20 protein-coding genes are annotated in these 25619 nt (G+C 54.2%); 13 read left to right on the top strand and 7 right to left on the bottom strand.

Annotated features, from left to right (window positions below; genetic code table 11):
- The first annotated feature begins 48 nt into the window (after positions 1 to 48).
- On the top strand, positions 49 to 612 hold the full coding sequence (gene ampD / locus J4645_RS13855; protein WP_000936326.1) for a 1,6-anhydro-N-acetylmuramyl-L-alanine amidase AmpD: 564 nt from the start codon (positions 49 to 51) through the stop codon (positions 610 to 612).
- Positions 609 to 1463 carry a beta-lactamase regulator AmpE gene (ampE, locus tag J4645_RS13850; protein ID WP_023214749.1) on the top strand — a complete coding sequence of 285 codons (855 nt, stop codon included), beginning with the start codon at positions 609 to 611 and terminating at the stop codon, positions 1461 to 1463. The genes ampD and ampE overlap by 4 nt, the downstream gene beginning before the upstream one ends.
- Before the next feature lie 91 nt (positions 1464 to 1554).
- On the opposite strand, the gene J4645_RS13845 is transcribed toward ampE, so the two are convergent.
- The 3 genes from J4645_RS13845 to aroP form a co-directional block, all read right to left on the bottom strand.
- Positions 1555 to 2505: a family 43 glycosylhydrolase gene (locus J4645_RS13845; protein ID WP_023214750.1), complete on the bottom strand. Its 951-nt coding sequence runs from the start codon at positions 2503 to 2505 to the stop codon at positions 1555 to 1557.
- Positions 2505 to 3911, bottom strand: coding sequence for an MFS transporter (locus tag J4645_RS13840; protein WP_000357539.1), 1407 nt, complete (start codon positions 3909 to 3911; stop codon positions 2505 to 2507). The genes J4645_RS13845 and J4645_RS13840 overlap by 1 nt, the downstream gene beginning before the upstream one ends.
- 163 nt (positions 3912 to 4074) lie before the next feature.
- Positions 4075 to 5448, bottom strand: a complete 1374-nt coding sequence (gene aroP / locus J4645_RS13835; protein WP_000969487.1) for an aromatic amino acid transporter AroP — start codon at positions 5446 to 5448, stop codon at positions 4075 to 4077.
- A gap of 562 nt (positions 5449 to 6010) precedes the next feature.
- On the opposite strand from aroP, the gene pdhR reads away from it, so the two are divergent.
- From pdhR to J4645_RS13810, 5 genes are all read left to right on the top strand, one after another.
- Entirely contained in the window at positions 6011 to 6775 is a 765-nt protein-coding gene (gene pdhR / locus J4645_RS13830; RefSeq protein WP_000331771.1) for a pyruvate dehydrogenase complex transcriptional repressor PdhR, read from the top strand.
- A gap of 159 nt (positions 6776 to 6934) precedes the next feature.
- Entirely contained in the window at positions 6935 to 9598 is a 2664-nt protein-coding gene (gene aceE, locus J4645_RS13825; RefSeq protein WP_023214751.1) for a pyruvate dehydrogenase (acetyl-transferring), homodimeric type, read from the top strand.
- Between the two features lie 14 nt (positions 9599 to 9612).
- Positions 9613 to 11499 (top strand): pyruvate dehydrogenase complex dihydrolipoyllysine-residue acetyltransferase, encoded by a 1887-nt coding sequence (gene aceF / locus J4645_RS13820; protein WP_000963593.1) that lies wholly within the window; start codon positions 9613 to 9615, stop codon positions 11497 to 11499.
- 200 nt (positions 11500 to 11699) lie between these two features.
- Complete coding sequence (gene lpdA, locus J4645_RS13815; protein WP_001527420.1) at positions 11700 to 13124, top strand: dihydrolipoyl dehydrogenase; 1425 nt, start codon at positions 11700 to 11702, stop codon at positions 13122 to 13124.
- Between the two features lie 288 nt (positions 13125 to 13412).
- Complete coding sequence (locus J4645_RS13810) at positions 13413 to 13697, top strand: outer membrane protein (protein WP_000765363.1); 285 nt, start codon at positions 13413 to 13415, stop codon at positions 13695 to 13697.
- Positions 13698 to 13734: 37 nt separating this feature from the next.
- Here J4645_RS13810 and J4645_RS13805 read toward each other — a convergent pair whose 3' ends face one another.
- Both J4645_RS13805 and J4645_RS13800 read right to left on the bottom strand, forming a co-directional pair.
- Positions 13735 to 14526: a DUF2950 family protein gene (locus J4645_RS13805; RefSeq protein ID WP_000757447.1), complete on the bottom strand. Its 792-nt coding sequence runs from the start codon at positions 14524 to 14526 to the stop codon at positions 13735 to 13737.
- Positions 14527 to 14538: 12 nt separating this feature from the next.
- Positions 14539 to 16134, bottom strand: coding sequence for a DUF3300 domain-containing protein (locus tag J4645_RS13800; RefSeq protein WP_023214752.1), 1596 nt, complete (start codon positions 16132 to 16134; stop codon positions 14539 to 14541).
- Positions 16135 to 16522: 388 nt separating this feature from the next.
- Between J4645_RS13800 and acnB the strand changes: the two genes are divergently transcribed.
- The 6 genes from acnB (at position 16523) to J4645_RS13770 (ending at position 23876) form a co-directional block, all read left to right on the top strand.
- Positions 16523 to 19120 (top strand): bifunctional aconitate hydratase 2/2-methylisocitrate dehydratase, encoded by a 2598-nt coding sequence (gene acnB / locus J4645_RS13795; protein WP_000888965.1) that lies wholly within the window; start codon positions 16523 to 16525, stop codon positions 19118 to 19120.
- A 188-nt stretch (positions 19121 to 19308) separates the two neighbouring features.
- Complete coding sequence (gene yacL, locus J4645_RS13790) at positions 19309 to 19671, top strand: protein YacL (protein ID WP_000384308.1); 363 nt, start codon at positions 19309 to 19311, stop codon at positions 19669 to 19671.
- Between the two features lie 233 nt (positions 19672 to 19904).
- On the top strand, positions 19905 to 20858 hold the full coding sequence (locus J4645_RS13785) for a 2-keto-3-deoxygluconate permease 1 (protein WP_001022084.1): 954 nt from the start codon (positions 19905 to 19907) through the stop codon (positions 20856 to 20858).
- The gene (locus J4645_RS13780; protein WP_000782190.1) at positions 20855 to 22126 is read left to right on the top strand and encodes a D-threonate kinase; all 1272 of its coding nucleotides are present in this window, start codon (positions 20855 to 20857) and stop codon (positions 22124 to 22126) included. Before J4645_RS13785 ends, J4645_RS13780 begins: the two co-directional genes overlap by 4 nt.
- The gene (locus J4645_RS13775; RefSeq protein ID WP_000448748.1) at positions 22116 to 23099 is read left to right on the top strand and encodes a D-threonate 4-phosphate dehydrogenase; all 984 of its coding nucleotides are present in this window, start codon (positions 22116 to 22118) and stop codon (positions 23097 to 23099) included. The genes J4645_RS13780 and J4645_RS13775 overlap by 11 nt, the downstream gene beginning before the upstream one ends.
- A gap of 9 nt (positions 23100 to 23108) precedes the next feature.
- Entirely contained in the window at positions 23109 to 23876 is a 768-nt protein-coding gene (locus J4645_RS13770) for a DeoR/GlpR family DNA-binding transcription regulator (protein ID WP_000678254.1), read from the top strand.
- Between the two features lie 29 nt (positions 23877 to 23905).
- Here J4645_RS13770 and speD read toward each other — a convergent pair whose 3' ends face one another.
- Together speD and speE are read right to left on the bottom strand one after the other, a co-directional pair.
- On the bottom strand, positions 23906 to 24700 hold the full coding sequence (gene speD / locus J4645_RS13765; RefSeq protein ID WP_000734276.1) for an adenosylmethionine decarboxylase: 795 nt from the start codon (positions 24698 to 24700) through the stop codon (positions 23906 to 23908).
- 20 nt (positions 24701 to 24720) lie between these two features.
- Positions 24721 to 25581, bottom strand: a complete 861-nt coding sequence (speE, locus tag J4645_RS13760) for a polyamine aminopropyltransferase (RefSeq protein WP_000829961.1) — start codon at positions 25579 to 25581, stop codon at positions 24721 to 24723.
- Positions 25582 to 25619 lie beyond the last annotated feature (38 nt).

The following is a 25619-nucleotide window of genomic DNA, read 5'->3' as shown; positions in this document are numbered from 1 at the left end:
CATGCTACTCTGAAGCAGCTATAAGCACCACTCAAAAGGAGACTCTGCATGTTGCCAGATAAGGGTTGGTTGGTAGAGGCGCGACGCGTCCCTTCTCCGCATTATGATTGCCGTCCGGATGACGAAAAACCGTCCTTGCTGGTGGTGCATAATATTAGCCTGCCCCCCGGCGAGTTTGGCGGTCCGTGGATCGATGCATTATTCACCGGAACGATAGATCCAGACGCCCATCCTTTTTTTGCAGAAATCGCTCATCTTCGTGTTTCGGCCCATTGTCTGATTCGTCGCGACGGTGAAATCGTCCAGTATGTGCCTTTTGATAAGCGTGCGTGGCATGCGGGCGTGTCAAACTATCAGGGGCGGGAACGTTGTAATGATTTCTCCATTGGTATTGAGCTGGAGGGGACGGATACGCTGGCTTATACCGATGCGCAGTATCAGCAGCTAGCCGCCGTGACGCGCACGCTTATCGCTTGCTATCCGGCGATCGCCGACAATATGACCGGACACTGCAACATTGCGCCTGACCGTAAAACGGACCCTGGCCCTGCCTTTGACTGGCCGCGCTTTCGCGCTTTGGTAGCCCTTTCGTCGCACAAGGAGATGACATGACGCTGTTTACGACATTACTGGTGCTGATTGTCGAGCGCCTGTTTAAGCTGGGCGAGCACTGGCAGCTCGATCATCGGCTGGAGGCGCTATTCCGTCGGATTACGCATTTTTCGATGTTGCGCACGATGGGAATGACGGCGATCGCGATGGTGGTGACTTTTCTACTGCTCCAGGCGTTAAAAGGGCTGCTATTTAACGTGCCAACGCTGGTGGTGTGGATTCTCCTGGGCGTGCTGTGTATCGGCGCGGGCAAAGTGCGAGTACATTATCACGCCTGGCTGAAAGCGGCGTCCCGTAACGATCCGCATCCTTGCGAGGCGATGGCCAGCGAGCTTACGCTGATTCACGGCGTGCCGCCGGATTGTAATGAGCGTGAATTTTTGCGTGAGCTGCAAAATGCGTTGTTATGGATAAATTTCCGTTTTTACCTCGCACCGCTATTTTGGTTTATCGTTGGCGGTCCGTGGGGGCCGGTAACGCTGGTGGGCTATGCGTTTTTACGGGCCTGGCAGAGCTGGCTGGCGCGCTATCAGACGCCACACCAACGTTTGCAATCCGGCATTGACGCTATTCTTCATGTGCTGGACTGGATTCCGGTACGTCTGGCGGGCGTAGTGTATGCATTACTGGGGCATGGCGAGAAAGCGTTGCCGGCCTGGTTTGCCTCGCTGGCGGATCTGCATACTTCGCAATATCAGGTGCTCACACGTCTGGCGCAGTTCTCACTGGCGCGCGAACCACATACTGACAAAGTAGAAACCCCCAAAGCGGCGGTGTCGATGGCGAAGAAGGCCTCGTTTGTGGTGGTGGTGATTATTGCGTTGCTCACCATTTATGGGGCATTAGTATAGCGTTGTGCCGATGGCGCTAACGCTTATGCTGCCTACAATGGAAAAATCTGTAGGCCCGGTAAGCGTTAGCGCCACCGGGCAGTGCAACGGCTTAGATCGTATCGGCTGGCGGTACGCCAAAATCAGGCATCCCGTTTTCGTCCCAGCGCACCCGTTTCAGACGCGTATGGCGGTTGGGATCGTACAACGGATCGCCTTCAATTTCGGTGTAATTTCTCGCGTGGTACACCAGTACATCTTCACCTTCCGGCGTTTGCGTAAAGCTGTTGTGTCCCGGCCCATACTGGCGATTTTCATAGCTGGTGGTAAAGACCGGGCGCGGTGATTTATGCCAGTTGGCCGGATCGCGCGGATCGTTGTTTACGTTAATCCACAGTAACCCCATACAGTAGTTTTCATCGGTGGCGCTGGCCGAATAGCTGATAAACAGCTTGTCGCCATGCACCACGACGGCCGGACCTTCGTTAACCCAAAAACCCCGACACTCCCAGTCGTACTCTGGCTTACTGAGTCTTACCGGCTCGCCTTTAATCGTCCACGGGTTTTCCAGTTCAGCCAGATAAATATTTGAGTTACCGGCAATATCCGGCGCTTTTTGCGCCCACAGATACCACTGTTTTCCCTGATGATAAAAAGTGGTGGCATCGAGGGCGAAGGTATCAAACGGTGTTTTAATTTGACCTTTCTCCGTCCACTTGCCGGTGAGTGGGTCGGCATCGGCGCACTCCAGGGCAAACATGCGGTGCTGGAACATTCCCAGCTTATCAAGCGCTTGAGTATGGGTAGCGGCAAAATAGATGTACCACTTACCGTTGATGCGGTGCATTTCCGGTGCCCAGATGAGCTGGCTCATCGGGCCGCTTTCCGGTTTGCGCCAGACGACAACGGGGTCGGCGGCGCGCAACCCTTCCAGCGAATCAGCCCGGCGGATTTCCAGCCTGTCATATTCCGGTACGGAGGCAATAAAGTAGTAATCGCTGCCGTCGCGTAAAATAAACGGATCGGCACGTTGTTCAATAAACGGGTTTGGCCAGTTTGCCATCAGGCTTTCCTTACGCTTTCAGCGGCTTTGAGCTCCTGCAACTCACTCAATTCGCGGTAATTAGTGCGACGTTTTTCCAAATCGTCCTGGATTTTTTTCATCAGTTCACGGTCAACTTTCAGCAGACGTACCACGCCTGCGGTAATCAGATAGCCAACGCCAGGGATAACGGTAAACAACAGCATAATACCGTTCATCGCCGAAGCGCTTTGCGCTTTGGCGCTGGCGTCATAACCGTACCAGGAGAGCAAAAAGCCGACCATCGCCCCGGCAATCGCCAGGCCCAGTTTCAGGAAGAACAGATTACCGGAGAAGCTAATACCGGTAATGCGTTTGCCGGTTTTCCATTCGCCGTAATCATCGACGTCCGCCATCAGCGACCAGTGCAACGGGGAAGGGATCTGATGCAGAATATTGAGCAGGAAGTAGAGCGCCACTATCATCACGGTAGCTTTCGGATCAAAGAAATAGAACGCGCAGGAGAAAATCGCCAGCGCGATATTGGTCCAGAAAAATACCTTCAATTTACACCAGCGATCGGTTAAGACTTTTGCCAGCATACTGCCGATCATCATACCGACCACGCCAAGGCTAATAAAAAGCGTAGCGAAATGGGTGCTTTGTCCCATCACCCAGGTGACGTAATACATGGTCGCCGCCATACGGATAAACCCCGGGCAGACGTTACATAAGGTCAATAGCAGAATGCGTACCCATTGATCGTTTTTCCACACGTCTTTGAAATCATTCTTCATATCATCGTGCGTCGGAACGGCAGGGCGAACGCGTTCGCGGACGCTGGCAAAGCAGAACAGAAACATACCCATGCCGATAATCGCCAGCACGGTCATCGCCAACTGATAGCCTTTGGCTTTGTCGCCGCCGCCAAACCAGTCCACCATCGGCAATAGCGTTAACGATAACAACAGCGTCGCGATGCCGACTAACACGAAGCGATAAGCCTGACAGGCCACGCGCTCTTTTGGATCGTTGGTGATCACGCCGCCCAGTGAGCAATAGGGAATATTGATGGCGGTGTAGGTCACGGAAAGCAGAAAATAGGTGACGAAAGCATAGACAACTTTGCTGTTATAGCCCCAGTCCGGCGTCGTGAACATCAGCACGCTGAACAGCGCGTAGGGAAATGCAATCCACAGTAGCCAGGGGCGGAAACGACCATATTTACTTTGGGTACGATCGGCAAGCGCGCCCATCACCGGATCGGTAACGGCATCGATAACGCGTACTGAAAGGAGTAAAACACCGACTAACGCCGGGGCAAGACCAAAAATATCCGTATAAAAATAATTAACAAACAGCATGATAGCGCCAAAAATAATGTTACATCCGGCGTCACCCATGCCATACCCGATTTTCTCTCTTACCGAAAGTCTGCCCTTATCCATTGAGACTTCTCCCCATCAGATGATGGCGGTAATTATTCGCCTGCGAGCTTTTATTTGCGTAGCAGGATCACGCCGCTGATATGGATAAAATGGTTATACGTGGGAAACTGTGAGACAGATAACACCCTCCCCGGACGGGGAGGGCGGAAAAGTAACGCCACGATCAGTGGGCTTTCACCGTTTTTGCCGTTTTTTCTTTACACAGGTAGCCGACGCCCAGGATGAGCAGCCATACCGGAATCAGCCACACGGAGATCGCCATACCTGGCGTCATCAGCATAATGATCAATACCGCCGCCATAAACAGCAGACAGAGAACGTTGCCGAACGGATAAAACAGGGCCGGGAAGCGGGTTTTCACGCCCTGCTGCTGTTTTGCGCGACGGAACATCATATGGGCAAGGCTAATCATCGCCCAGTTAATGACCAGCGCGGAGACCACCAGCGCCATCAGCAGTCCGAATGCGGACTCTGGGGCCAGGTAGTTGAGCAGCACGCACAACGCCGTCACGACGGCGGAAACCAAAATGGAGCTCACCGGCACGCCGCGTTTGTCGACGTTCAGCAGCGCTTTCGGCGCATTTCCCTGCTGGGCCAGACCGAACAGCATACGGCTGTTGCAGTAAACGCAGCTGTTATAAACCGATAGCGCGGCGGTGAGAACCACGATATTCAGCGCATTGGCGACAAACGTATCGCCCAGTTCATGGAAGATAAGGACAAACGGGCTGGTATCGGCGGTGACGCGAGTCCATGGCAGCAGCGAAAGCAGGACCGCCAGCGAGCCGATATAAAAAATCAGGATGCGATAGATAACCTGATTGGTAGCTTTGGGGATGCTCTGTTCCGGGTTATCGGCTTCAGCGGCGGTGATCCCTACCAGCTCCAGTCCGCCAAACGAAAACATAATAATGGCCATCATCATCACCAGCCCGGTCCAGCCATGCGGCAGAAAGCCGCCCTGTTCCCACAGGTTGCGCACGGTTGCCTGCGGACCAGCGGTATCGCTGAAGAGTAACCACGCGCCGAACAGAATCATAGCGATGACGGCGATCACTTTAATAATGGCGAACCAAAACTCCATCTCACCGAACACTTTAACGTTGGTCAGGTTGATGGCGTTGATAATCACAAAGAAGGCTGCCGCAGAAGCCCAGGTGGGGATCTCCGGATACCAGAACTGGATATATTTACCCACTGCGGTCAGTTCCGCCATGGCAACTAATACGTACAGCACCCAGTAGTTCCAGCCGGAAGCGAATCCGGCAAAGCCGCCCCAGTATTTATAGGCGAAGTGGCTAAAAGAGCCGGCGACCGGTTCTTCAACCACCATCTCCCCCAGCTGGCGCATAATCAGAAAGGCAATAAAGCCTGCAATCGCATAGCCCAGGATAATTCCTGGCCCCGCCGACTGAATAACGGAGGCGCTTCCCAGGAACAAGCCTGTCCCTATCGCGCCGCCCAATGCGATAAGCTGAATATGGCGGTTTTTCAGGCCGCGCTTGAGCTGCTCGCCGTGCTGCTGACTGTCCATTATAAAACCTCGTGTATCGGGCGCGGTTTATTCATAACGCGCTTATTTTGAACGATGCAGTAGTGCGTGTGTAAGTTTGCAATTCCGCTTTTTGTATTGATTTATTTACAAGATCGTTTTTTAAAATGTCACTTCAACTCTTTCGTCTTGATCAGAATAATGGTATGTGGCCGCGAATGCACCTGCTTTGTGCAGGGGTGATGACGAGTTGCGTAAAAAGAAAGCACTTGTAAATACCTCCTTTTATTTTCCCTTACAGATGTTAATTTGTTTTTATTCATTATTTATGCATAAAAATGCATTTAATCTACTGTTGAATCGGTTCAGATGAGATTTTTTATCGTTTCAAATACGTTAAATCTACCTCCTGGTGGGTAAATTTAACATTTGTGCACAGTTACAGTTTTGAAACATGATTTCTGTAAAATTGTTAAAATGTGCCTCCTTTACTGATTTCAATCAAAACCTGTATGGACAGAAGGTGAATACTTTGTTACTTTAGCGTCACAGACATGAAATTGGTAAGACCAATTGACTCCAGGCAAATGGCTTAAGACAGGAAATCATGGCCTACAGCAAAATCCGCCAACCAAAACTCTCCGATGTGATCGAGCAGCAGCTGGAGTTTTTAATCCTTGAGGGAACATTGCGTCCCGGAGAAAAACTCCCACCGGAACGTGAACTGGCAAAACAGTTCGACGTCTCCCGTCCCTCCTTGCGCGAGGCGATTCAACGTCTCGAAGCGAAGGGATTGTTGCTTCGTCGTCAGGGCGGCGGAACCTTCGTGCAGAGCAGCCTGTGGCAGAGCTTTAGCGACCCGCTGGTGGAACTGCTCTCCGATCACCCTGAATCCCAGTTTGACCTGCTCGAAACGCGCCATGCTCTGGAAGGCATTGCGGCTTATTACGCGGCGCTGCGCAGCACCGATGAAGATAAAGACCGTATTCGCGAGCTGCACCATGCTATTGAGCTGGCGCAAGAGTCCGGCGATCTGGATGCCGAGTCCGAAGCCGTGCTCCAGTATCAAATCGCCGTCACCGAAGCGGCGCACAACGTGGTATTGCTTCATCTGCTAAGGTGTATGGAGCCGATGCTGGCGCAAAACGTGCGGCAGAACTTCGAATTGCTGTATGCGCGTCGGGAGATGCTGCCGCTGGTGAGTACGCATCGCACCCGTATATTTGAAGCCATTATGGCCGGAAAACCAGAAGAAGCGCGTGAAGCGTCACACCGACATCTGGCGTTTATCGAAGAGATTATGCTGGACAGAAGCCGTGAGGAGAGCCGTCGTGAACGCGCTTTACGCCGCCTGGAACAGCGCAAGAATTAGTTTTTTCTGGCAGAACGTTAACCAGAAGATGTTGTGAATAACGCGCAAAAATGTGCGCGGCAACTAAACGCAGAACCTGTCTTATTAAGCTTTCTGACGAAAGTTTAATGGGACAGGTTCCAGATAACTCAACGTATTAGATAGATAAGGAATACCCCCATGTCAGAACGTTTCCCAAATGACGTGGATCCGATCGAAACTCGCGACTGGCTACAGGCGATCGAATCGGTCATCCGTGAAGAAGGTGTTGAGCGCGCTCAGTATCTGATTGACCAACTGCTTTCTGAAGCTCGCAAAGGCGGCGTGAAAGTCGCGGCAGGCGCAGGGGCCAGTAATTACATCAACACTATTGCCGTTGAAGACGAACCGGAATACCCGGGCAATCTGGAGCTGGAACGTCGCATTCGTTCTGCTATCCGCTGGAACGCCATCATGACCGTGCTGCGCGCGTCTAAAAAAGACCTTGAGTTGGGCGGCCACATGGCGTCCTTCCAGTCTTCCGCCACGATCTATGATGTCTGTTTCAACCATTTCTTCCGTGCGCGCAACGAACAGGATGGCGGCGACCTGGTTTACTTCCAGGGCCACATCTCTCCGGGCATCTACGCTCGCGCGTTCCTGGAAGGTCGTCTGACCCAGGAACAGATGGATAACTTCCGTCAGGAAGTTCACGGCAATGGCCTCTCTTCCTATCCGCACCCGAAACTGATGCCGGAATTCTGGCAGTTCCCGACCGTCTCTATGGGGCTGGGCCCAATCGGTGCTATCTACCAGGCGAAATTCCTGAAATATCTGGAACACCGTGGCCTGAAAGATACCTCTAAACAGACCGTTTACGCCTTCCTCGGCGACGGCGAGATGGATGAGCCGGAATCCAAAGGCGCGATCACCATCGCCACCCGTGAAAAACTGGACAACCTGGTCTTTGTTATCAACTGTAACCTGCAGCGTCTTGACGGCCCGGTCACCGGTAACGGCAAGATTGTTAACGAACTGGAAGGCATCTTTGCAGGTGCTGGCTGGAACGTTATTAAAGTCATGTGGGGCGGTCGTTGGGATGAGCTGCTGCGTAAAGACACCAGCGGTAAACTGATCCAACTGATGAACGAAACCGTTGACGGCGACTACCAGACCTTCAAATCCAAAGACGGCGCTTACGTACGTGAGCACTTCTTCGGTAAATACCCGGAAACCGCAGCGCTGGTGGCCGACTGGACCGATGAGCAGATTTGGGCGCTGAACCGTGGTGGTCACGATCCGAAGAAAGTTTACGCGGCACTGAAAAAAGCGCAGGAAACCAAAGGCAAAGCGACCGTAATCCTGGCCCATACCATTAAAGGTTACGGCATGGGTGACACCGCGGAAGGTAAAAACATCGCTCACCAGGTTAAGAAAATGAACATGGACGGCGTGCGTTACGTCCGCGATCGTTTCAACGTGCCGGTTGCCGATGCTGATCTCGAAAAACTGCCGTACATTACCTTCCCGGAAGGTTCTGAAGAACACAAATACCTGCATGAACGTCGTCAGGCGCTGCATGGCTACCTGCCAAGCCGTCAGCCGAACTTCACCGAGAAGTTAGAGCTGCCGACCCTGGAAGATTTCGGCGCGCTGCTGGAAGAGCAAAGTAAAGAGATTTCCACTACGATCGCTTTCGTGCGTGCTCTGAACGTGATGTTGAAGAACAAGTCGATCAAAGATCGTCTGGTTCCGATCATCGCCGACGAAGCGCGTACTTTCGGTATGGAAGGTCTGTTCCGTCAGATTGGTATCTACAGCCCGAACGGCCAGCAGTACACCCCGCAGGACCGTGAGCAGGTTGCTTACTACAAAGAAGACGAGAAAGGCCAGATTCTGCAGGAAGGTATCAACGAGCTGGGCGCAGGCGCATCCTGGCTGGCTGCGGCGACCTCTTACAGCACCAACGATCTGCCGATGATCCCGTTCTATATTTACTACTCCATGTTCGGGTTCCAGCGTATCGGCGACCTGTGCTGGCAGGCTGGCGACCAGCAGGCTCGCGGCTTCCTGATCGGCGGGACTTCCGGTCGTACTACGCTGAACGGCGAAGGTCTGCAGCACGAAGATGGTCACAGCCACATTCAGTCGCTGACTATCCCGAACTGTATCTCTTACGACCCGGCTTACGCTTACGAAGTGGCTGTCATCATGCATGATGGTCTGGAGCGTATGTACGGTGAGAAACAAGAGAACGTTTACTACTACATCACCACCCTGAACGAAAACTACCACATGCCGGCTATGCCAGCAGGTGCCGAGGAAGGTATCCGTAAAGGTATCTACAAACTCGAAACCCTCGAAGGTAGCAAAGGTAAAGTTCAGCTGCTGGGCTCCGGTTCTATCCTGCGTCACGTGCGTGAAGCGGCACAGATTCTGGCGAACGACTACGGCGTAGGTTCTGACGTGTACAGCGTGACCTCCTTCACCGAACTGGCGCGTGATGGTCAGGATTGTGAGCGCTGGAACATGCTACACCCGCTGGAAACCCCGCGCGTTCCGTACATCGCTCAGGTGATGAACGACGCTCCGGCAGTGGCATCTACTGACTATATGAAACTGTTCGCCGAGCAGGTTCGTACTTACGTACCGGCTGACGACTATCGCGTACTGGGTACGGATGGCTTCGGTCGTTCCGACAGCCGTGAGAACCTGCGTCACCACTTCGAAGTTGATGCTTCTTATGTGGTTGTTGCAGCGCTGGGCGAACTGGCTAAACGTGGCGAAATCGACAAGAAAGTGGTAGCGGATGCGATTACCAAATTCAACATCGATGCAGATAAAGTTAACCCGCGTCTGGCGTAAGAGGTAAAAGAATAATGGCTATCGAAATCAAAGTACCGGACATCGGGACAGATGAAGTTGAAATCACCGAGATTCTGGTCAAAGTGGGCGACAAAGTGGAAGCTGAACAGTCGCTGATCACCGTAGAAGGCGACAAAGCCTCTATGGAAGTCCCGTCTCCGCAGGCTGGCGTCGTGAAAGAGATCAAAGTCTCTGTCGGCGACAAAACCGAGACCGGTGCACTTATCATGATTTTCGATTCCGCCGACGGTGCAGCTGACGCTGCACCTGCTAAGGCAGAAGAGAAGAAAGAAGCGGCTCCGGCAGCAGCACCTGCTGCGGCAGCGGCGAAAGACGTTCACGTTCCGGATATCGGCAGTGACGAAGTTGAAGTGACTGAAGTGATGGTGAAAGTGGGCGACACCGTTGAAGCTGAACAGTCGCTGATCACCGTCGAAGGTGACAAGGCCTCTATGGAAGTGCCGGCGCCGTTCGCGGGCACCGTGAAAGAGATCAAAGTGAACACCGGTGATAAAGTGTCTACCGGCTCACTGATTATGGTCTTCGAAGTGGCGGGCGCAGCGCCTGCCGCAGCACCAGCGAAAGCGGAGGCCGCTCCGGCAGCGGCTGCTCCAGCAGCGACGGGCGTGAAAGACGTTAACGTACCGGACATCGGCGGCGACGAAGTTGAAGTCACCGAAGTGATGGTCAAAGTCGGCGATAAAGTTGCCGCTGAACAGTCGCTGATCACCGTGGAAGGCGACAAAGCCTCCATGGAAGTGCCTGCGCCGTTCGCGGGCACCGTGAAAGAAATCAAAATCAGCACCGGCGACAAAGTGAAAACCGGTTCTCTGATTATGGTCTTCGAAGTAGAAGGCGCAGCGCCTGCGGCCGCTCCGGCTAAACAGGAAGCGGCGGCACCGGCTCCGGCGGCGAAAGCTGAGAAGCCTGCTGCCCCGGCTGCCAAAGCGGAAGGCAAGTCTGAGTTCGCTGAAAACGACGCTTACGTTCACGCTACTCCGCTGATTCGCCGCCTGGCGCGTGAGTTTGGCGTCAACCTGGCGAAAGTGAAAGGGACTGGTCGTAAAGGCCGTATTCTGCGCGAAGACGTTCAGGCTTACGTGAAAGATGCTATCAAACGCGCGGAAGCTGCGCCGGCTGCTGCGGGCGGCGGTATCCCGGGTATGCTGCCGTGGCCGAAAGTGGACTTCAGCAAGTTTGGTGAAGTTGAAGAAGTGGAACTAGGCCGTATCCAGAAAATCTCTGGCGCGAACCTGAGCCGTAACTGGGTGATGATCCCGCACGTTACGCACTTCGACAAAACCGATATCACCGATCTGGAAGCGTTCCGTAAACAGCAGAACGCCGAAGCTGAGAAGCGCAAACTGGATGTGAAATACACGCCAGTGGTCTTCATCATGAAAGCGGTTGCCGCTGCTCTGGAACAGATGCCGCGCTTCAACAGCTCTCTGTCCGAAGACGGTCAGCGTCTGACCCTGAAAAAATATATCAACATCGGCGTGGCGGTTGATACCCCGAATGGCCTGGTGGTTCCGGTCTTTAAAGACGTGAATAAGAAGAGCGTGACCGAGCTGTCTCGCGAACTGACCACCATCTCCAAAAAAGCGCGTGATGGTAAGCTGACCGCTGGCGAAATGCAGGGTGGTTGCTTCACTATCTCCAGCATCGGCGGCCTGGGAACTACCCACTTCGCGCCGATTGTTAACGCGCCGGAAGTGGCTATCCTCGGCGTTTCTAAGTCGGCGATGGAACCGGTGTGGAATGGGAAAGAGTTTGTGCCGCGTCTGATGATGCCTATCTCTCTTTCCTTCGACCACCGTGTGATCGATGGTGCTGATGGTGCGCGTTTCATTACCATTATCAACAATATGTTGTCTGACATTCGCCGTCTGGTGATGTAATGAAAAAGCCGGCCCGACGGCCGGCTTTTTTTTGATAATCTCATGTATTTTGTGAGGTTATTAGCGAAAGCGATAATTCGTGATCCGTTTGTTGTTTCAAAATTGTTAACAATTTTGTAAGATACGGGCGGATAGAACGACCCGGTGGATGATGGGCGATCAAGTACCCCGGACCGCCGGATACAAATAAAGAGGTCATGATGAGTACTGAAATCAAAACTCAGGTCGTGGTACTTGGGGCGGGCCCGGCAGGCTATTCTGCCGCTTTCCGTTGCGCTGATTTAGGTCTGGAAACCGTAATTGTAGAACGCTACAACACCCTTGGCGGTGTTTGTCTGAACGTCGGCTGTATCCCTTCTAAAGCGCTGCTGCACGTAGCAAAAGTTATCGAAGAAGCCAAAGCGCTGGCTGAACACGGTATCGTCTTCGGCGAGCCGAAAACCGATATCGACAAGATTCGTACCTGGAAAGAGAAAGTGATCACGCAGCTGACCGGCGGTCTGGCTGGTATGGCCAAAGGCCGTAAAGTGAAAGTGGTCAACGGTCTGGGTAAATTCACCGGGGCGAACACCCTGGAAGTTGAAGGCGAAAACGGCAAAACCGTGATCAACTTCGACAACGCGATCATCGCGGCAGGTTCTCGTCCGATCCAATTACCGTTTATTCCGCATGAAGACCCGCGCGTATGGGATTCTACCGACGCTCTGGAACTGAAAGAAGTGCCGAAGCGTATGCTGGTCATGGGCGGCGGTATCATCGGTCTGGAAATGGGTACCGTATACCACGCGCTGGGTTCAGAGATTGACGTGGTTGAAATGTTCGACCAGGTTATCCCGGCGGCTGATAAAGACATCGTTAAAGTCTTCACCAAGCGCATCAGCAAGAAATTCAACCTGATGCTGGAAACCAAAGTGACTGCCGTTGAAGCGAAAGAAGACGGTATCTACGTTTCGATGGAAGGCAAAAAAGCCCCGGCTGAAGCGCAGCGCTATGATGCGGTTCTGGTGGCGATCGGTCGTGTGCCGAACGGTAAAAACCTCGACGCGGGCAAAGCAGGCGTGGAAGTTGACGACCGTGGCTTTATCCGCGTCGACAAACAGCTGCGCACCAACGTGCCGCACATCTTCGCTATCGGCGATATCGTCGGTCAGCCGATGCTGGCTCACAAAGGTGTTCACGAAGGTCACGTTGCCGCTGAAGTTATCGCCGGGAAGAAACACTACTTCGATCCGAAGGTTATCCCGTCTATCGCGTACACCGAGCCAGAAGTGGCATGGGTTGGCCTGACCGAGAAAGAAGCGAAAGAAAAAGGCATCAGCTATGAAACCGCCACCTTCCCGTGGGCAGCTTCTGGCCGTGCTATCGCTTCTGACTGCGCAGACGGTATGACCAAACTGATTTTCGACAAAGAATCTCACCGCGTGATCGGCGGGGCGATTGTCGGCACCAACGGCGGCGAGCTGCTGGGTGAAATCGGTCTGGCGATCGAAATGGGCTGTGACGCGGAAGACATCGCGCTGACCATTCATGCGCACCCGACTCTGCATGAGTCCGTGGGCCTGGCGGCGGAAATCTTCGAAGGTAGCATTACTGACCTGCCGAACCCGAAAGCGAAGAAGAAATAATCTTCTGTAGGTGGCAATGCGCCATTCGACACAGAAAAGCGGCTTTACAGCCGCTTTTTTTATGCATGGCAAATCAGATGTGTCAAATGATGGCGAAGGATAACGAAACCGCAAAATTTATCTTTTCCGCAGCAGTGCGCTTTTCAAACCTTATGCCGTCGGTAGTGCCTTTGTCAGTCATTTTCGACCAACTAATTGTTTCATAAGAAATACCTCTCCTTACTTTGTCATCACCCTGAAATTAGTAACGCTATAAAATAATAGCGAGCTAATTATGAGGTTTGATATATGAAACTTTTTCTGACAACAGCAGCGCTAACCGCGACGTTGATCTCCGGCATGGCATTTGCCAGCGATCCCGTCATCCCCTGGGCGACTAACAGCGGCGGTACGGAAAGTACGCATATTGCGGCAATGGGCGAGGATTTGAATGCGCAGCATCAGCAGATCACCCACACGCATGAAGGCGTATGGGCGGCCAATTCCGGCAGCATTCAGGCTGATGAAGCCGCGCTGACCAGCAACAAGCCGCCGGTACAAGGCCACCCGGAATTAATGCCGCATCAGGGCTAATGATCATGGCCTGGCGATAACGCCAGGCGCTTACGGGTTATTCGGCGACCTGCCACTGCGCGTCTGGCGCAAAACGCGTGATAGCCTGAACTTTACTCTCCGTCTCTTTGCCTAAATCCGCCTGATAAATACGATCGTCCTGGTTGACCATAAAACTCATCACCCCGGTTTCGCCGTAATGCATCGGCCAGGCCAGAAGCGCCGCGCCGTGACCGTCGTTATCGCTGATAATACGGAAATGGTAGCCGTGGTAACCCTCATCTGGCGCTGCGGGGCTAAAGTTTGGGCCTAAGGGACTGGGGGCGTCGCCTGCTTTGGTTGGCCAGTACAGGCCATCTTTTTGGCCTTCGCTACTGATTATCCTGTGCGCCCAGCGATGGTTTTGTAAGTAATAGTCCTGCTGCGCATCAACGTAAGCATGCATAGCCTGTAAGGTAGAAAGTTCATTTCGCCCAATAGTACGGGTGAGGATCTCATTCCCGGCTGCCGCCATATCAAAGCGCCAGCCGCCAGCCTCTTTCACCATGGGCACCGGGAGCTGCCAGTCTTCTCGTCCGACATTCAGGTGCGCCGTATTGTCTTTTTGTACAATGCGATGGCCTTCGCGCCAGTCACGGTTGAAGCGGGCCACGGCCTCGGGATCGGCGCCTTCCGGCGGCAGAAATTGCCGCCAGTCATCGCCCAGTAGCGCGGTAAGCTGCGTTTCGTTTTTTCCGGCTACCGCCGCGGCGAAGGCGCTGGCGGCCGCTTCCGGGGAGGGGAACCGTTCCTGCGCGTAGCCCAGCAAGGGTAACGACAGTAACAGAGCGCTTAACATAACCTTTTTCATTATCTGCTCCGGTTAACGGCGATGAAATTCATGATGTTCAGAAAAATGTTCCCGCGCGGCGGCGTGTTGCTCGGTGTTTAAGTGGCTGCCGCGACGGCTTTCCAGGCCGCGTAGCTGTTGCGATTGCCATGACGGCGATCGACTGTCGTTCCCGCTAAACACATTGGCGTGCATATTCTGGCGAAATGCCTGACGCTGCTGCGGCGTAGAGGATGCGATCCGCTGATGCGCCGCGTTACGCTGTTGCTGCGATAAGGGATGCTGCTGCGTCTGGGATTTCAGCGTCGCGCTATGCTGCTGCGCCGTCTGTCGACGCGCGCTGTCATACTGATTGTCATAACCGCGATAATTATTACGCCGGGCTATCTGATTTAATTGTTGTGAGGCCGCTTTACGCTGGGCATCGCGGGTGCCTGGCGCTGGCAAAGAAGCGTTCGCTGTATGGCTGCGCTGTTGGAATTGCGTCATGGCCGTCTGGCGCTGACTGTCGCGAGACACTGGCGCTTGCTGCGTTGCGCTTAACCCGCCGCTAACATTGGTGGGATGGAACCGTTGCGCAACGGTATTATTCGGATAGGGGACGCCATTGCGCCAGGCGGGATTATGCTGCCAGCCCATCGTTTGGCCCGGCAGGTTTTGCCCGGATATCCGGTTGAAATTATTGACATTGATATTGATATTATCGCCATTGTGTTGATAACCGTTACCACCATGATGGTAATCATCATCATGATGGTCGTCGTCATGGTGGTGATGATCGTCGTCATCCCAGTCTATGCTGCTGAACAACGCATAGGTGGTGGCGACGCCCAGACTATAACCAAAACCTTTAACAAAACTATCGGCAAACTGCTGTCCCGGAGGGGGCGGTAAATACACCGGCGGATAAGCGGTATTGGGCCAGGCGCCATACACCGTCGCGGGGTTATAGTTCGGCATGTACACCACCTGCGGATTCGCGGGTTCAATTTTGATGACGGTCGACGGTGTCGCTGGCGTACTGGCGGATGTGGTGGTTGTCGTCGTGACGGCGCTAGAAGCGCTGGACTTCGGCACGCTGGTGACGGTTTGCTGCGGCGTTGATTTTAGCGAACCGGTTTGTTGAGCGAGCAGACGCAACCTTTGCACCGCATCCATCACATCCTGTGGCTGGGCTAAGAACGCATCGCCCAGGTTTTGCACCCATTGCGGATTCTCGCCCATAAGCGCCATCAACTGGGGAAAGGCGACCAGCGATTTGACGCTGGGATCCCACGGTTGGCTGGCCACCGCCTGAATAGCGGCATCGCCCTGCAGCGTGGGGTTATCTCGCGACCACTGGACGGCCTGAACCACGTTCGCCGGGTAGGTGGAGGCCATGAGCACCTGCGAAAGCAGGGCATCGGGATAAAGCGCGACAGGCGCGACCCATTGATCGATTTGCGCAGTGGTAAAGGTCGTTTTCGCGACAGGCGCGGGCACAGCGGTCTGCGTTGGCTCAGGGGCGGGAGCCGCCGCCTGCGCGGGCGCTTCGGGAGCGCGGCTTTTAACATACAGTACGCCCGAAGCGGCAAATAACCCGGCACTGCAGACAAGGGCAATGAGATGGGGTTTAAAGGGCAACGTCATTTTATCTCTCCCGATTCCAGAGAATCGCTATGGTCATTATGCCTGCCGCCGACGGGGTGCAGTTTCGCGTGAGTATAAAGGGACGATAGTTTAATTTTTAGCTAATGTTGGGATCGATAACGTTACGTGACGATCAAAGCACGAAATGAGGTAAGCATTTATGGCTGTAGCTCCCGTCTCAGTAGAGCATTAGACCATCCTTAACGATTCAGCCACTTTTTTATGTTGCTTTTTTGTAAACAGATTAACACTTAAAGAAAATCCTGTTATTGTGCCTTATGCGGTACCGGGCATTTACCCTACTAACTACTGTCTCACAGGAGCGTGAAGAGAATCGCCCATCAACAAAAGCGCCGCATTATGACAATGAGAGCGAGGAGATATCGTCGTGCTAGAAGAATACCGTAAGCACGTAGCTGAGCGTGCTGCCCAGGGGATTGTGCCAAAACCTTTAGACGCAACCCAAATGGCTGCGCTTGTCGAGCTGCTGAAGACCCCGCCTGTGGGCGAAGAAGAATTCCTGTTAGACCTGTTGATCAACCGCGTTCCTCCTGGCGTAGATGAAGCCGCTTATGTTAAAGCCGGTTTTCTCGCTGCTGTCGCGAAAGGCGACACCACCTCCCCGCTGGTCTCCCCAGAAAAAGCCATTGAACTGCTGGGCACCATGCAGGGTGGTTACAACATTCATCCGCTGATTGATGCGCTGGACGATGCGAAACTGGCGCCGATTGCGGCCAAAGCGCTGTCCCACACCCTGCTGATGTTCGATAACTTCTACGACGTAGAAGAGAAAGCCAAAGCGGGCAACGAATATGCCAAACAGGTGATGCAATCCTGGGCCGACGCCGAATGGTTCCTGAGCCGTCCGCCGCTGGCGGAAAAAATCACCGTCACTGTTTTCAAAGTGACCGGCGAAACGAATACCGACGATCTCTCTCCGGCGCCGGATGCGTGGTCGAGACCGGATATCCCGTTACATGCGCAGGCGATGCTGAAAAACGCCCGTGAAGGCATTGAGCCGGATCAGCCAGGCGTTGTTGGCCCCATCAAACAAATCGAAGCATTGCAGAAAAAAGGCTACCCGCTGGCCTACGTGGGTGACGTGGTGGGCACCGGTTCTTCCCGTAAATCCGCGACCAACTCCGTGCTGTGGTTCATGGGCGATGACATCCCGAACGTGCCGAACAAGCGCGGCGGCGGTCTGTGCCTCGGCGGCAAAATTGCGCCTATCTTCTTTAACACTATGGAAGATGCGGGCGCACTGCCGATTGAAGTTGACGTTTCTAACCTGAATATGGGCGATGTGATTGACGTCTACCCGTACAAAGGCGAAGTGCGCAACCACGAAACCGGCGAGCTACTGGCAACCTTCGAACTGAAAACCGACGTGCTGATCGACGAAGTGCGTGCCGGTGGCCGTATTCCGCTGATCATCGGCCGTGGCCTGACCACCAAAGCGCGTGAAGCGCTGGGTCTGCCGCACTCTGATGTATTCCGTCAGGCAAAAGACGTGGCGGAAAGCAGCCGTGGCTTCTCGCTGGCGCAGAAAATGGTCGGTCGCGCCTGCGGCGTGAAAGGTATCCGTCCGGGCGCATACTGCGAACCGAAAATGACCTCCGTCGGTTCTCAGGATACTACTGGCCCGATGACCCGCGATGAGCTGAAAGACCTGGCCTGTCTGGGATTCTCCGCCGATCTGGTCATGCAGTCGTTCTGTCACACCGCAGCCTATCCGAAGCCGGTTGACGTGACCACGCACCACACGCTGCCGGACTTCATTATGAACCGCGGCGGTGTCTCTCTGCGTCCGGGCGACGGCGTGATCCACTCCTGGCTGAACCGTATGCTGCTGCCGGATACCGTGGGGACCGGTGGTGACTCCCATACCCGTTTCCCGATTGGTATCTCTTTCCCGGCGGGTTCTGGTCTGGTGGCGTTTGCCGCCGCGACCGGCGTGATGCCGCTGGATATGCCGGAATCGGTGCTGGTGCGCTTCAAAGGCAAAATGCAGCCGGGCATCACCCTGCGCGATCTGGTCCATGCCATCCCGCTGTACGCCATCAAACAGGGCCTGCTGACCGTTGAGAAGAAAGGCAAGAAAAACATCTTCTCTGGCCGCATCCTGGAAATCGAAGGTCTGCCGGATCTGAAAGTGGAGCAGGCGTTTGAGCTGACCGATGCTTCTGCCGAGCGTTCCGCTGCGGGTTGTACCATCAAGCTGAACAAAGAGCCGATCGTTGAATACCTGACCTCCAACATCGTCCTGCTGAAGTGGATGATTGCGGAAGGCTACGGCGACCGTCGTACGCTGGAACGTCGTATCCAGGGTATGGAAAAATGGCTGGCGGATCCGCAGCTGCTGGAAGCCGATGCCGACGCGGAATACGCGGCAGTGATCGACATCGATCTGGCGGAGATCAAAGAGCCAATCCTGTGTGCGCCGAACGATCCGGACGACGCGCGTCTGCTGTCTGACGTGCAGGGCGAGAAGATCGACGAAGTGTTCATCGGTTCCTGCATGACCAACATCGGCCACTTCCGCGCGGCTGGTAAGCTGCTGGATAACCACAAAGGCCAGTTGCCAACCCGCCTGTGGGTAGCGCCGCCAACCCGTATGGACGCTGCGCAGCTGACCGAAGAAGGTTACTACAGCGTGTTCGGTAAGAGCGGCGCGCGTATCGAAATTCCGGGTTGTTCCCTGTGTATGGGTAACCAGGCGCGTGTGGCCGACGGCGCGACGGTGGTCTCTACCTCTACCCGTAACTTCCCGAACCGTTTAGGTACCGGTGCGAACGTCTTCCTGGCTTCTGCGGAGCTGGCGGCGGTGGCGGCGCTGATCGGCAAACTGCCGACGCCGGAAGAGTACCAGACCTTTGTGGCGCAGGTGGATAAGACGGCGGTGGATACTTACCGTTACCTGAACTTCGACCAGCTCTCTCAGTACACTGAGAAAGCGGACGGCGTGATTTTCCAGACTGCGGTTTAATTTGCCTGACGGCGTCAGGCTTACCATGCCTACGCCTCTTATTGCCCGGTGGCGGCTACGCTTACCGGGCCTACAACACCCATCGCAACTGCGGTGGGTTTTTATTTTCATTCCGCCTGCTGTTCCCGCTTTTTTTCTTCTCCGCTGCTGCGATAATGACTGTAAGGGCTTTGCAGAGGAAAACAATTATGGATTACGAATTTCTGCGCGACGTTACCGGAGGGGTAAAAGTACGAATGTCGATGGGCCACGAGGTGGTCGGTCACTGGTTTAATGAAGAGGTTAAAGACAACCTCTCGCTACTGGATGAAGTAGAACAAGCCGCGCGTACGGTCAAAGGCAGCGAACGCTCCTGGCAACGAGCAGGGCATGAATACACGATCTGGATGGACGGCGAAGAAGTGATGATTCGCGCCAATCAGCTGGATTTTTCCGGCGATGAGATGGAAGAGGGGATGAGTTATTACGATGAAGAGAGTTTATCCCTGTGCGGCATGGAGGATTTTCTGCGGGTCGTCGCCGCGTATCGGGAATTCGTCAGTAAAGCCTGACCCTCTCTTCGTTATTGTCCCGCAACGCCAGTCGACGGACAGTTGGGGGCGTAGTGGAAACGAAATCACCACACATTCCAGCCGGGAGTATCCCGGCTTTTTTATTGCAGAATGATTTTTTGATTTTTATTAATCATTTTAAAACTGTGATCTGACGCGTTTGTGATCTTAATTTGATTGAATATAATCGTTATGATTTTATTCAATCACAACAAGCAACAGGCGGTAAGACCATGAACATCAAAAAAGCAATAGAGCGCGTACCCGGCGGCATGATGGTCGTACCGCTCGTTATTGGCGCAGTCATTAACACCTTCGCTCCACAGGCGCTTGATATCGGCGGTTTTACCACCGCCTTATTTAAAAACGGCGCGGCGCCGCTGATTGGCGCTTTTCTGCTGTGTATGGGAGCCGGTATCAGTGTGAAAGCCGCACCCCAGGCGCTATTGCAGGGCGGGACGATTACGCTCACTAAGTTGCTTGTCGCCATCGGGATTGGCCTGGGCGTGGAGCATCTTTTCGGCGCGGAGGGTATTTTTGGCCTGAGCGGCGTGGCGATTATCGCGGCGATGAGCAATTCGAATGGCGGACTTTATGCTGCGCTGGTAGGTGAGTTCGGCAATGAGCGCGACGTCGGCGCTATCTCTATTTTGTCTCTTAATGATGGCCCTTTCTTTACGATGATTGCGCTGGGCGCGGCAGGGATGGCGAACATTCCCATTATGGCGCTGGTGGCGGTGCTGGTTCCGTTGGTTGTCGGCATGATCCTCGGCAATCTTGATCCTCATATGCGCGATTTTTTGACCAAAGGCGGCCCGCTGCTCATTCCTTTCTTTGCTTTTGCGCTGGGGGCGGGCATCAACCTGGAAATGTTACTGCAAGGCGGACTTGCCGGAATTCTGCTCGGCGTGCTGACAACGTTTGTTGGCGGTTTCTTTAATATCCGCGCAGATCGTCTGGTTGGCGGAACTGGCATTGCCGGGGCGGCGGCCTCCAGCACCGCGGGTAATGCCGTTGCGACGCCGCTGGCTATTGCGCAGGCCGACCCTTCGCTCGCCGAGGTGGCCGCTGCTGCCGCTCCGCTGATTGCCGCCTCGGTGATCACCACGGCAATCCTGACGCCAGTGTTGACCTCCTGGGTTGCGAAAAAACAGGCGCGTCAGGCTTCTTTGGAGAAAAACGCATGAAAATGATAGTCATCGCCGACGATTTTACCGGATCGAATGATACCGGCGTCCAGTTGGCGAAGAAGGGGGCGAGAACGGAAGTCATGTTGAGCGCGTCGCAAAAACCGTCCCGCCGCGCCGATGTGTTAGTCATTAACACCGAAAGCCGGGCGATGCCCGCAGATCAGGCGGCATCTGCCGTTTATGCCGCGCTTTCCCCGTGGTGTGAGACATCGCCAGCGCCGCTGGTGTACAAAAAAATCGACTCTACATTTCGCGGCAATATCGGCGCCGAAGTGACGGCGGCTATGCGCGCCAGTCAGCGAAAACTGGCCGTTATCGCCGCCGCGATCCCTGCGGCTGGACGCACGACGCTTGAAGGAAAATGTCTGGTTAATGGCGTCCCGCTACTGGAAACCGAATTTGCCAGCGATCCGAAAACGCCCATTGTCTCTTCCCGTATTGCCGAGATAGTGGCGTTGCAAAGTGAGATCCCTGTGTATGAAGTCTTTTTGCAGGATGTTCGACGCGGTGGGTTAAGCGCCTTACTTACGGCTTATGCGGCTGAGGGCGAAGGGATTATCGTCGTGGATGCGGTAGAAGAGCGGGATCTGACGTTGATTGCGCAAGCGGCGTGTGAACAACCGTCGATGCCGCTGCTTGTCGGCGCCGCTGGTCTGGCGAATGCGTTGCCGGTTGAACTTTTTATGCAAGACCGGCAGCGGCTGCCGGTGCTGGTGGTGGCCGGTTCGATGAGCGAAGCCACGCGACGTCAGGTGGATAATGCGCTGTGCCGGGGGCGTGCGGAGGTCGTGGATATCGATGCCGCGCGCATGGTGTCGGATCGCGCGGAACAGGAAATCGCGTCTGTCGTAGAGCAGGCCTGCGCGCTGTTAAGTCAGCATCGACATACGATTTTACGCACCAGCCGTCGCGCAGAAGATCGACAGTTAATCGACGCGTTGTGCGAAAAATCCGCGATGAGCCGTCAGCAATTGGGCGAGCGACTGAGCCAGCGGCTTGGCGTCGTCACGTTAAACATTATCGAGCAGGCGCGGATTGGCGGGTTGTTTCTGACCGGCGGCGATATCGCTACCGCCGTCGCCGGCGCACTTGGCGCTGAAGGTTATCGCATTCAGAGCGAGGTGGCGCCCTGTATTCCCTGTGGAACGTTTGTAAACAGCGAAATTGACGATCTGCCGGTCATTACCAAAGCGGGCGGATTCGGTTCAGACAGTACGTTGTGTGACGCGCTTTATTATATTGAGGAGATGTATTGTGGAGACTAAAACCGTTGCCATTACCATGGGCGATCCTGCGGGCATTGGGCCGGAAATTATTGTTAAAGCGCTAAGCGAAGACGGTCTCAACGGCGCGCCGCTGGTGGTTATTGGATGCCTCGCAACGTTGAAACGTTTACAGGCGAAGGGCATTACGCCGAACGTCGAGTTACGGGCCATTGAACGGGTTGCCGAAGCGCGTTTTGCGCCCGGCATCATTCATGTGATTGATGAGCCGCTGGCGCAGCCGGAGGCGCTGGAGGCCGGGAAAGTTCAGGCGCAGGCGGGGGATTTAGCGTATCGCTGCGTGAAGCGCGCCACCGAGTTAGCGTTACGGGGCGACGTACAGGCTATCGCTACCGCGCCGCTGAATAAAGAGGCGCTGCACCTGGCGGGGCACAACTATCCGGGCCATACCGAGCTGCTCGCGACCCTGACCCATAGCCGCGATTACGCGATGGTACTTTACACCGATAAACTAAAAGTGATTCACGTTTCAACGCATATCGCGCTGCGTAAATTCCTTGATACGTTAAGTACCGCGCGTGTCGAAACGGTGATTGGTATTGCTGATACTTTCCTCAAGCGTGTGGGTTACGTTAAACCGCGTATCGCCGTGGCAGGCGTGAATCCTCATGCGGGCGAGAATGGCCTGTTTGGCGATGAAGAGACGCGTATCCTGACGCCAGCCATTACCGATACCCGCGCAAAAGGCATGGACGTTTATGGGCCGTGCCCGCCGGATACTGTATTTCTCCAGGCTTATGAGGGGCAGTATGATATGGTGGTGGCGATGTATCATGACCAGGGGCATATCCCGTTGAAATTGCTTGGCTTTTATGATGGCGTGAATATCACCGCGGGGCTGCCGTTTATTCGGACCTCTGCCGATCATGGCACCGCATTTGATATCGCCTGGACGGGAAAAGCAAAATCTGAGAGCATGGCCGTATCGATCAAACTGGCAATGCAACTGGCATAATTCCCTGTTATGAAAGGACAACACCGTCTGGATCTCATTGTGGCGTATCTGAAAAACCATACGCTGGTTACGGTAGAACAGCTGGTTGAGGCGGTTGACGCATCACCAGCCACTATCCGTCGCGATTTGATCAAGCTGGATGAGCAGGGCGTGATCAGCCGTAGTCATGGCGGCGTGGCGCTGCGGCGTTTTGAACCCGCCCAGCCCACCACCAATGAAAAACAACTGCGATCGCCTGCTGAAAAACGGGCGATCGCACGCGTTGCCGCATCGCTGGTGAATGCTGGCGATGCCGTCGTGCTGGATGCAGGTACGACAATGATGGAGCTGGCGAAATGCTTAACCCATCTTCCGCTGCGGGTCATCACCGTCGATCTGCATATTGCGCTGTTTTTAGCTGAGTTCCGGCAAATTGAAGTGACGATTGTCGGCGGTCGTATCGATGACAGCAGTCAGTCCTGTATCGGTGAGCATGGGCGTAAGCTGTTGCGTAGCGTGTATCCGAACATCGCGTTTATGAGCTGTAATTCATGGGGGGTAAAAACGGGCGTGACGACCCCAACGGAAGATAAGGCCGGGCTTAAACAGGAGATTATTGCTAATGCGCAGCGCAAAGTGTTGCTGGCGGACAGCAGTAAGTATGGCGCGCATTCGCTCTTTAATGTGGTGCCGCTTGAGCGCTTTAATGATGTGATTACCGACGTCAATCTGCCGCCGTCAGCGCAGGTTGAACTGAAAGGGCGCGCTTTTGCGCTAACGCTGGTGCAGCCGGAGTGACAGCGCCGTCAGGCGCTGCCAGTGGTGAATCAGACCGCAGAAATATTGCGGCCGTAGTAAATCTCGCGCATCTCTTTCCACAGCGCGGCGGTGATCTCCTGGCGTTCGGTTTCAGTGAGATCTTCCGGTTTGGTGTGAAACATGTAGTGCTTAAGATCGAACTCTTTAAGCAGCATCTTGGTATGGAAAATATTTTCCTGATACACGTTTACATCCACCATGTCATACAGCGACTTCATATCTTCCGACATAAAATTCTGAATAGAATTAATCTCATGATCGATAAAGTGCTTCATACCGTTGACGTCGCGCGTAAAGCCGCGCACGCGGTAATCGATGGTGACAATATCGGACTCTAGCTGGTGGATCAGGTAATTGAGCGCTTTTAGCGGTGAAATCACCCCGCAGGTTGACACTTCGATGTCGGCGCGAAAGGTGCATAGCCCGCCTTCCGGATGGCTTTCCGGATAGGTATGCACACAGATATGGCTCTTATCGAGGTGCGCCACCACGGTTTCCGGCAGCGGGCCGGGATGTTCGGTTTGATCGATAAGTTTCGGGTCGATCGGCTCTTCGCTCACCAGAATCGTGACGCTGGCACCCTGCGGTTCATAATCTTGACGGGCGATGTTCAGGATGTTCGCGCCGATAATGGAGCAGGTCTCCGACAGGATCTCGGTCAGTCGGTTGGCGTTATAGAGTTCATCGATATAGGCGATATAGCCATCGCGCTCTTCTGCGGTTTTGGCGTAGCAGATATCGTAAATACAAAAACTCAGGCTTTTCGTCAGATTGTTAAAGCCATGCAGTTTCAGCTTTTTCAATTTTTATCACCTCCTTAACGTCACTGTGCGGACAGTGCGTCATGTAGATATTGCGGTAGCGCAAATGCAGCGGCATGAATAGCCGGGTTGTAATAGCGACATTTGAGGCCGGCGGCATGAAAACGCGCCTGAATAATTTCGCTCGACAGGTGACGAAGAGCGTCGTTGTTCGTCGCCCAGGCGAAGGTCATGATGCCGCCGTAATAGGTCGGAATCGCCGCCTGGTAGAAGCCGACATCGCTGAAGTAATGACTCAGCTTGCGGTGGCTGTCGAGCGCTTCATCCTGTTGCAGGAAGCACACGCCGTTCTGGGCGACAAAAATGCCGCCCGGATTCAGGCAACGCTTACAGCCTTCATAAAAGGCGGAGGTAAACAGGCTTTCGCCGGGGCCTATCGGATCGGTACAGTCGGAAATGATCACATCAAAGGTCTGATGGGTCTGATTGACGAAATTCACGCCGTCGTCGATTACCAGCGTAAAGCGCGGATCGTCGTAGCTGCCGGCATTGTGGTTGGGTAAATACTGGCGGCAAAACGAGACTACGCCAGCGTCGATCTCCACCATGGTGATGGTTTCGACGTTTTTATGCCGGGTGACTTCACGTAGCATTGCGCCGTCGCCGCCGCCGATAATCAGAATGTGTTTCGCATGACCGTGCGCCAGCAGCGGGACGTGGGTCATCATTTCATGATAAATAAACTCGTCGCGTTCGGTGGTCTGTACCACGCCGTCCAGCGCCATCACGCGGCCAAAAGCAGCGTTTTCAAAGATGATTAAATCCTGGTGATCGGTTTTTTCATGATACAGAACGTTGTCTACGGCAAAGTACTGACCAAACTGGTCGTGTAGCGTTTCATGCCACATCGTATTTTCGGCCATTGGCTGATACCTCCATTGTTAACACCCGTAAAAAAAGG

It is taken from the genome of Salmonella sp. 32082101201600294FB01SM01, assembly GCF_017572865.1.
Classification (GTDB): domain Bacteria; phylum Pseudomonadota; class Gammaproteobacteria; order Enterobacterales; family Enterobacteriaceae; genus Salmonella; species Salmonella enterica.
This window is presented reverse-complemented; position numbering and strand designations above follow the sequence as displayed.

Bases quoted from the DNA above. Each gene is read 5' to 3' on its own strand.
- yacL (WP_000384308.1), top strand. From the start codon at position 19,309: ATGGATTACGAATTTCTGCGCGACGTTACCGGAGGGGTAAAAGTACGA.
- aceF (WP_000963593.1), top strand. From the start codon at position 9,613: ATGGCTATCGAAATCAAAGTACCGGACATCGGGACAGATGAAGTTGAA.
- speE (WP_000829961.1), bottom strand. From the start codon at position 25,581: ATGGCCGAAAATACGATGTGGCATGAAACGCTACACGACCAGTTTGGT.
- J4645_RS13810 (WP_000765363.1), top strand. From the start codon at position 13,413: ATGAAACTTTTTCTGACAACAGCAGCGCTAACCGCGACGTTGATCTCC.
- J4645_RS13805 (WP_000757447.1), bottom strand. From the start codon at position 14,526: ATGAAAAAGGTTATGTTAAGCGCTCTGTTACTGTCGTTACCCTTGCTG.
- J4645_RS13800 (WP_023214752.1), bottom strand. From the start codon at position 16,134: ATGACGTTGCCCTTTAAACCCCATCTCATTGCCCTTGTCTGCAGTGCC.
- J4645_RS13770 (WP_000678254.1), top strand. From the start codon at position 23,109: ATGAAAGGACAACACCGTCTGGATCTCATTGTGGCGTATCTGAAAAAC.
- ampD (WP_000936326.1), top strand. From the start codon at position 49: ATGTTGCCAGATAAGGGTTGGTTGGTAGAGGCGCGACGCGTCCCTTCT.
- J4645_RS13780 (WP_000782190.1), top strand. From the start codon at position 20,855: ATGAAAATGATAGTCATCGCCGACGATTTTACCGGATCGAATGATACC.
- pdhR (WP_000331771.1), top strand. From the start codon at position 6,011: ATGGCCTACAGCAAAATCCGCCAACCAAAACTCTCCGATGTGATCGAG.
- ampE (WP_023214749.1), top strand. From the start codon at position 609: ATGACGCTGTTTACGACATTACTGGTGCTGATTGTCGAGCGCCTGTTT.
- lpdA (WP_001527420.1), top strand. From the start codon at position 11,700: ATGAGTACTGAAATCAAAACTCAGGTCGTGGTACTTGGGGCGGGCCCG.
- J4645_RS13840 (WP_000357539.1), bottom strand. From the start codon at position 3,911: ATGGATAAGGGCAGACTTTCGGTAAGAGAGAAAATCGGGTATGGCATG.
- J4645_RS13845 (WP_023214750.1), bottom strand. From the start codon at position 2,505: ATGGCAAACTGGCCAAACCCGTTTATTGAACAACGTGCCGATCCGTTT.
- aceE (WP_023214751.1), top strand. From the start codon at position 6,935: ATGTCAGAACGTTTCCCAAATGACGTGGATCCGATCGAAACTCGCGAC.
- J4645_RS13785 (WP_001022084.1), top strand. From the start codon at position 19,905: ATGAACATCAAAAAAGCAATAGAGCGCGTACCCGGCGGCATGATGGTC.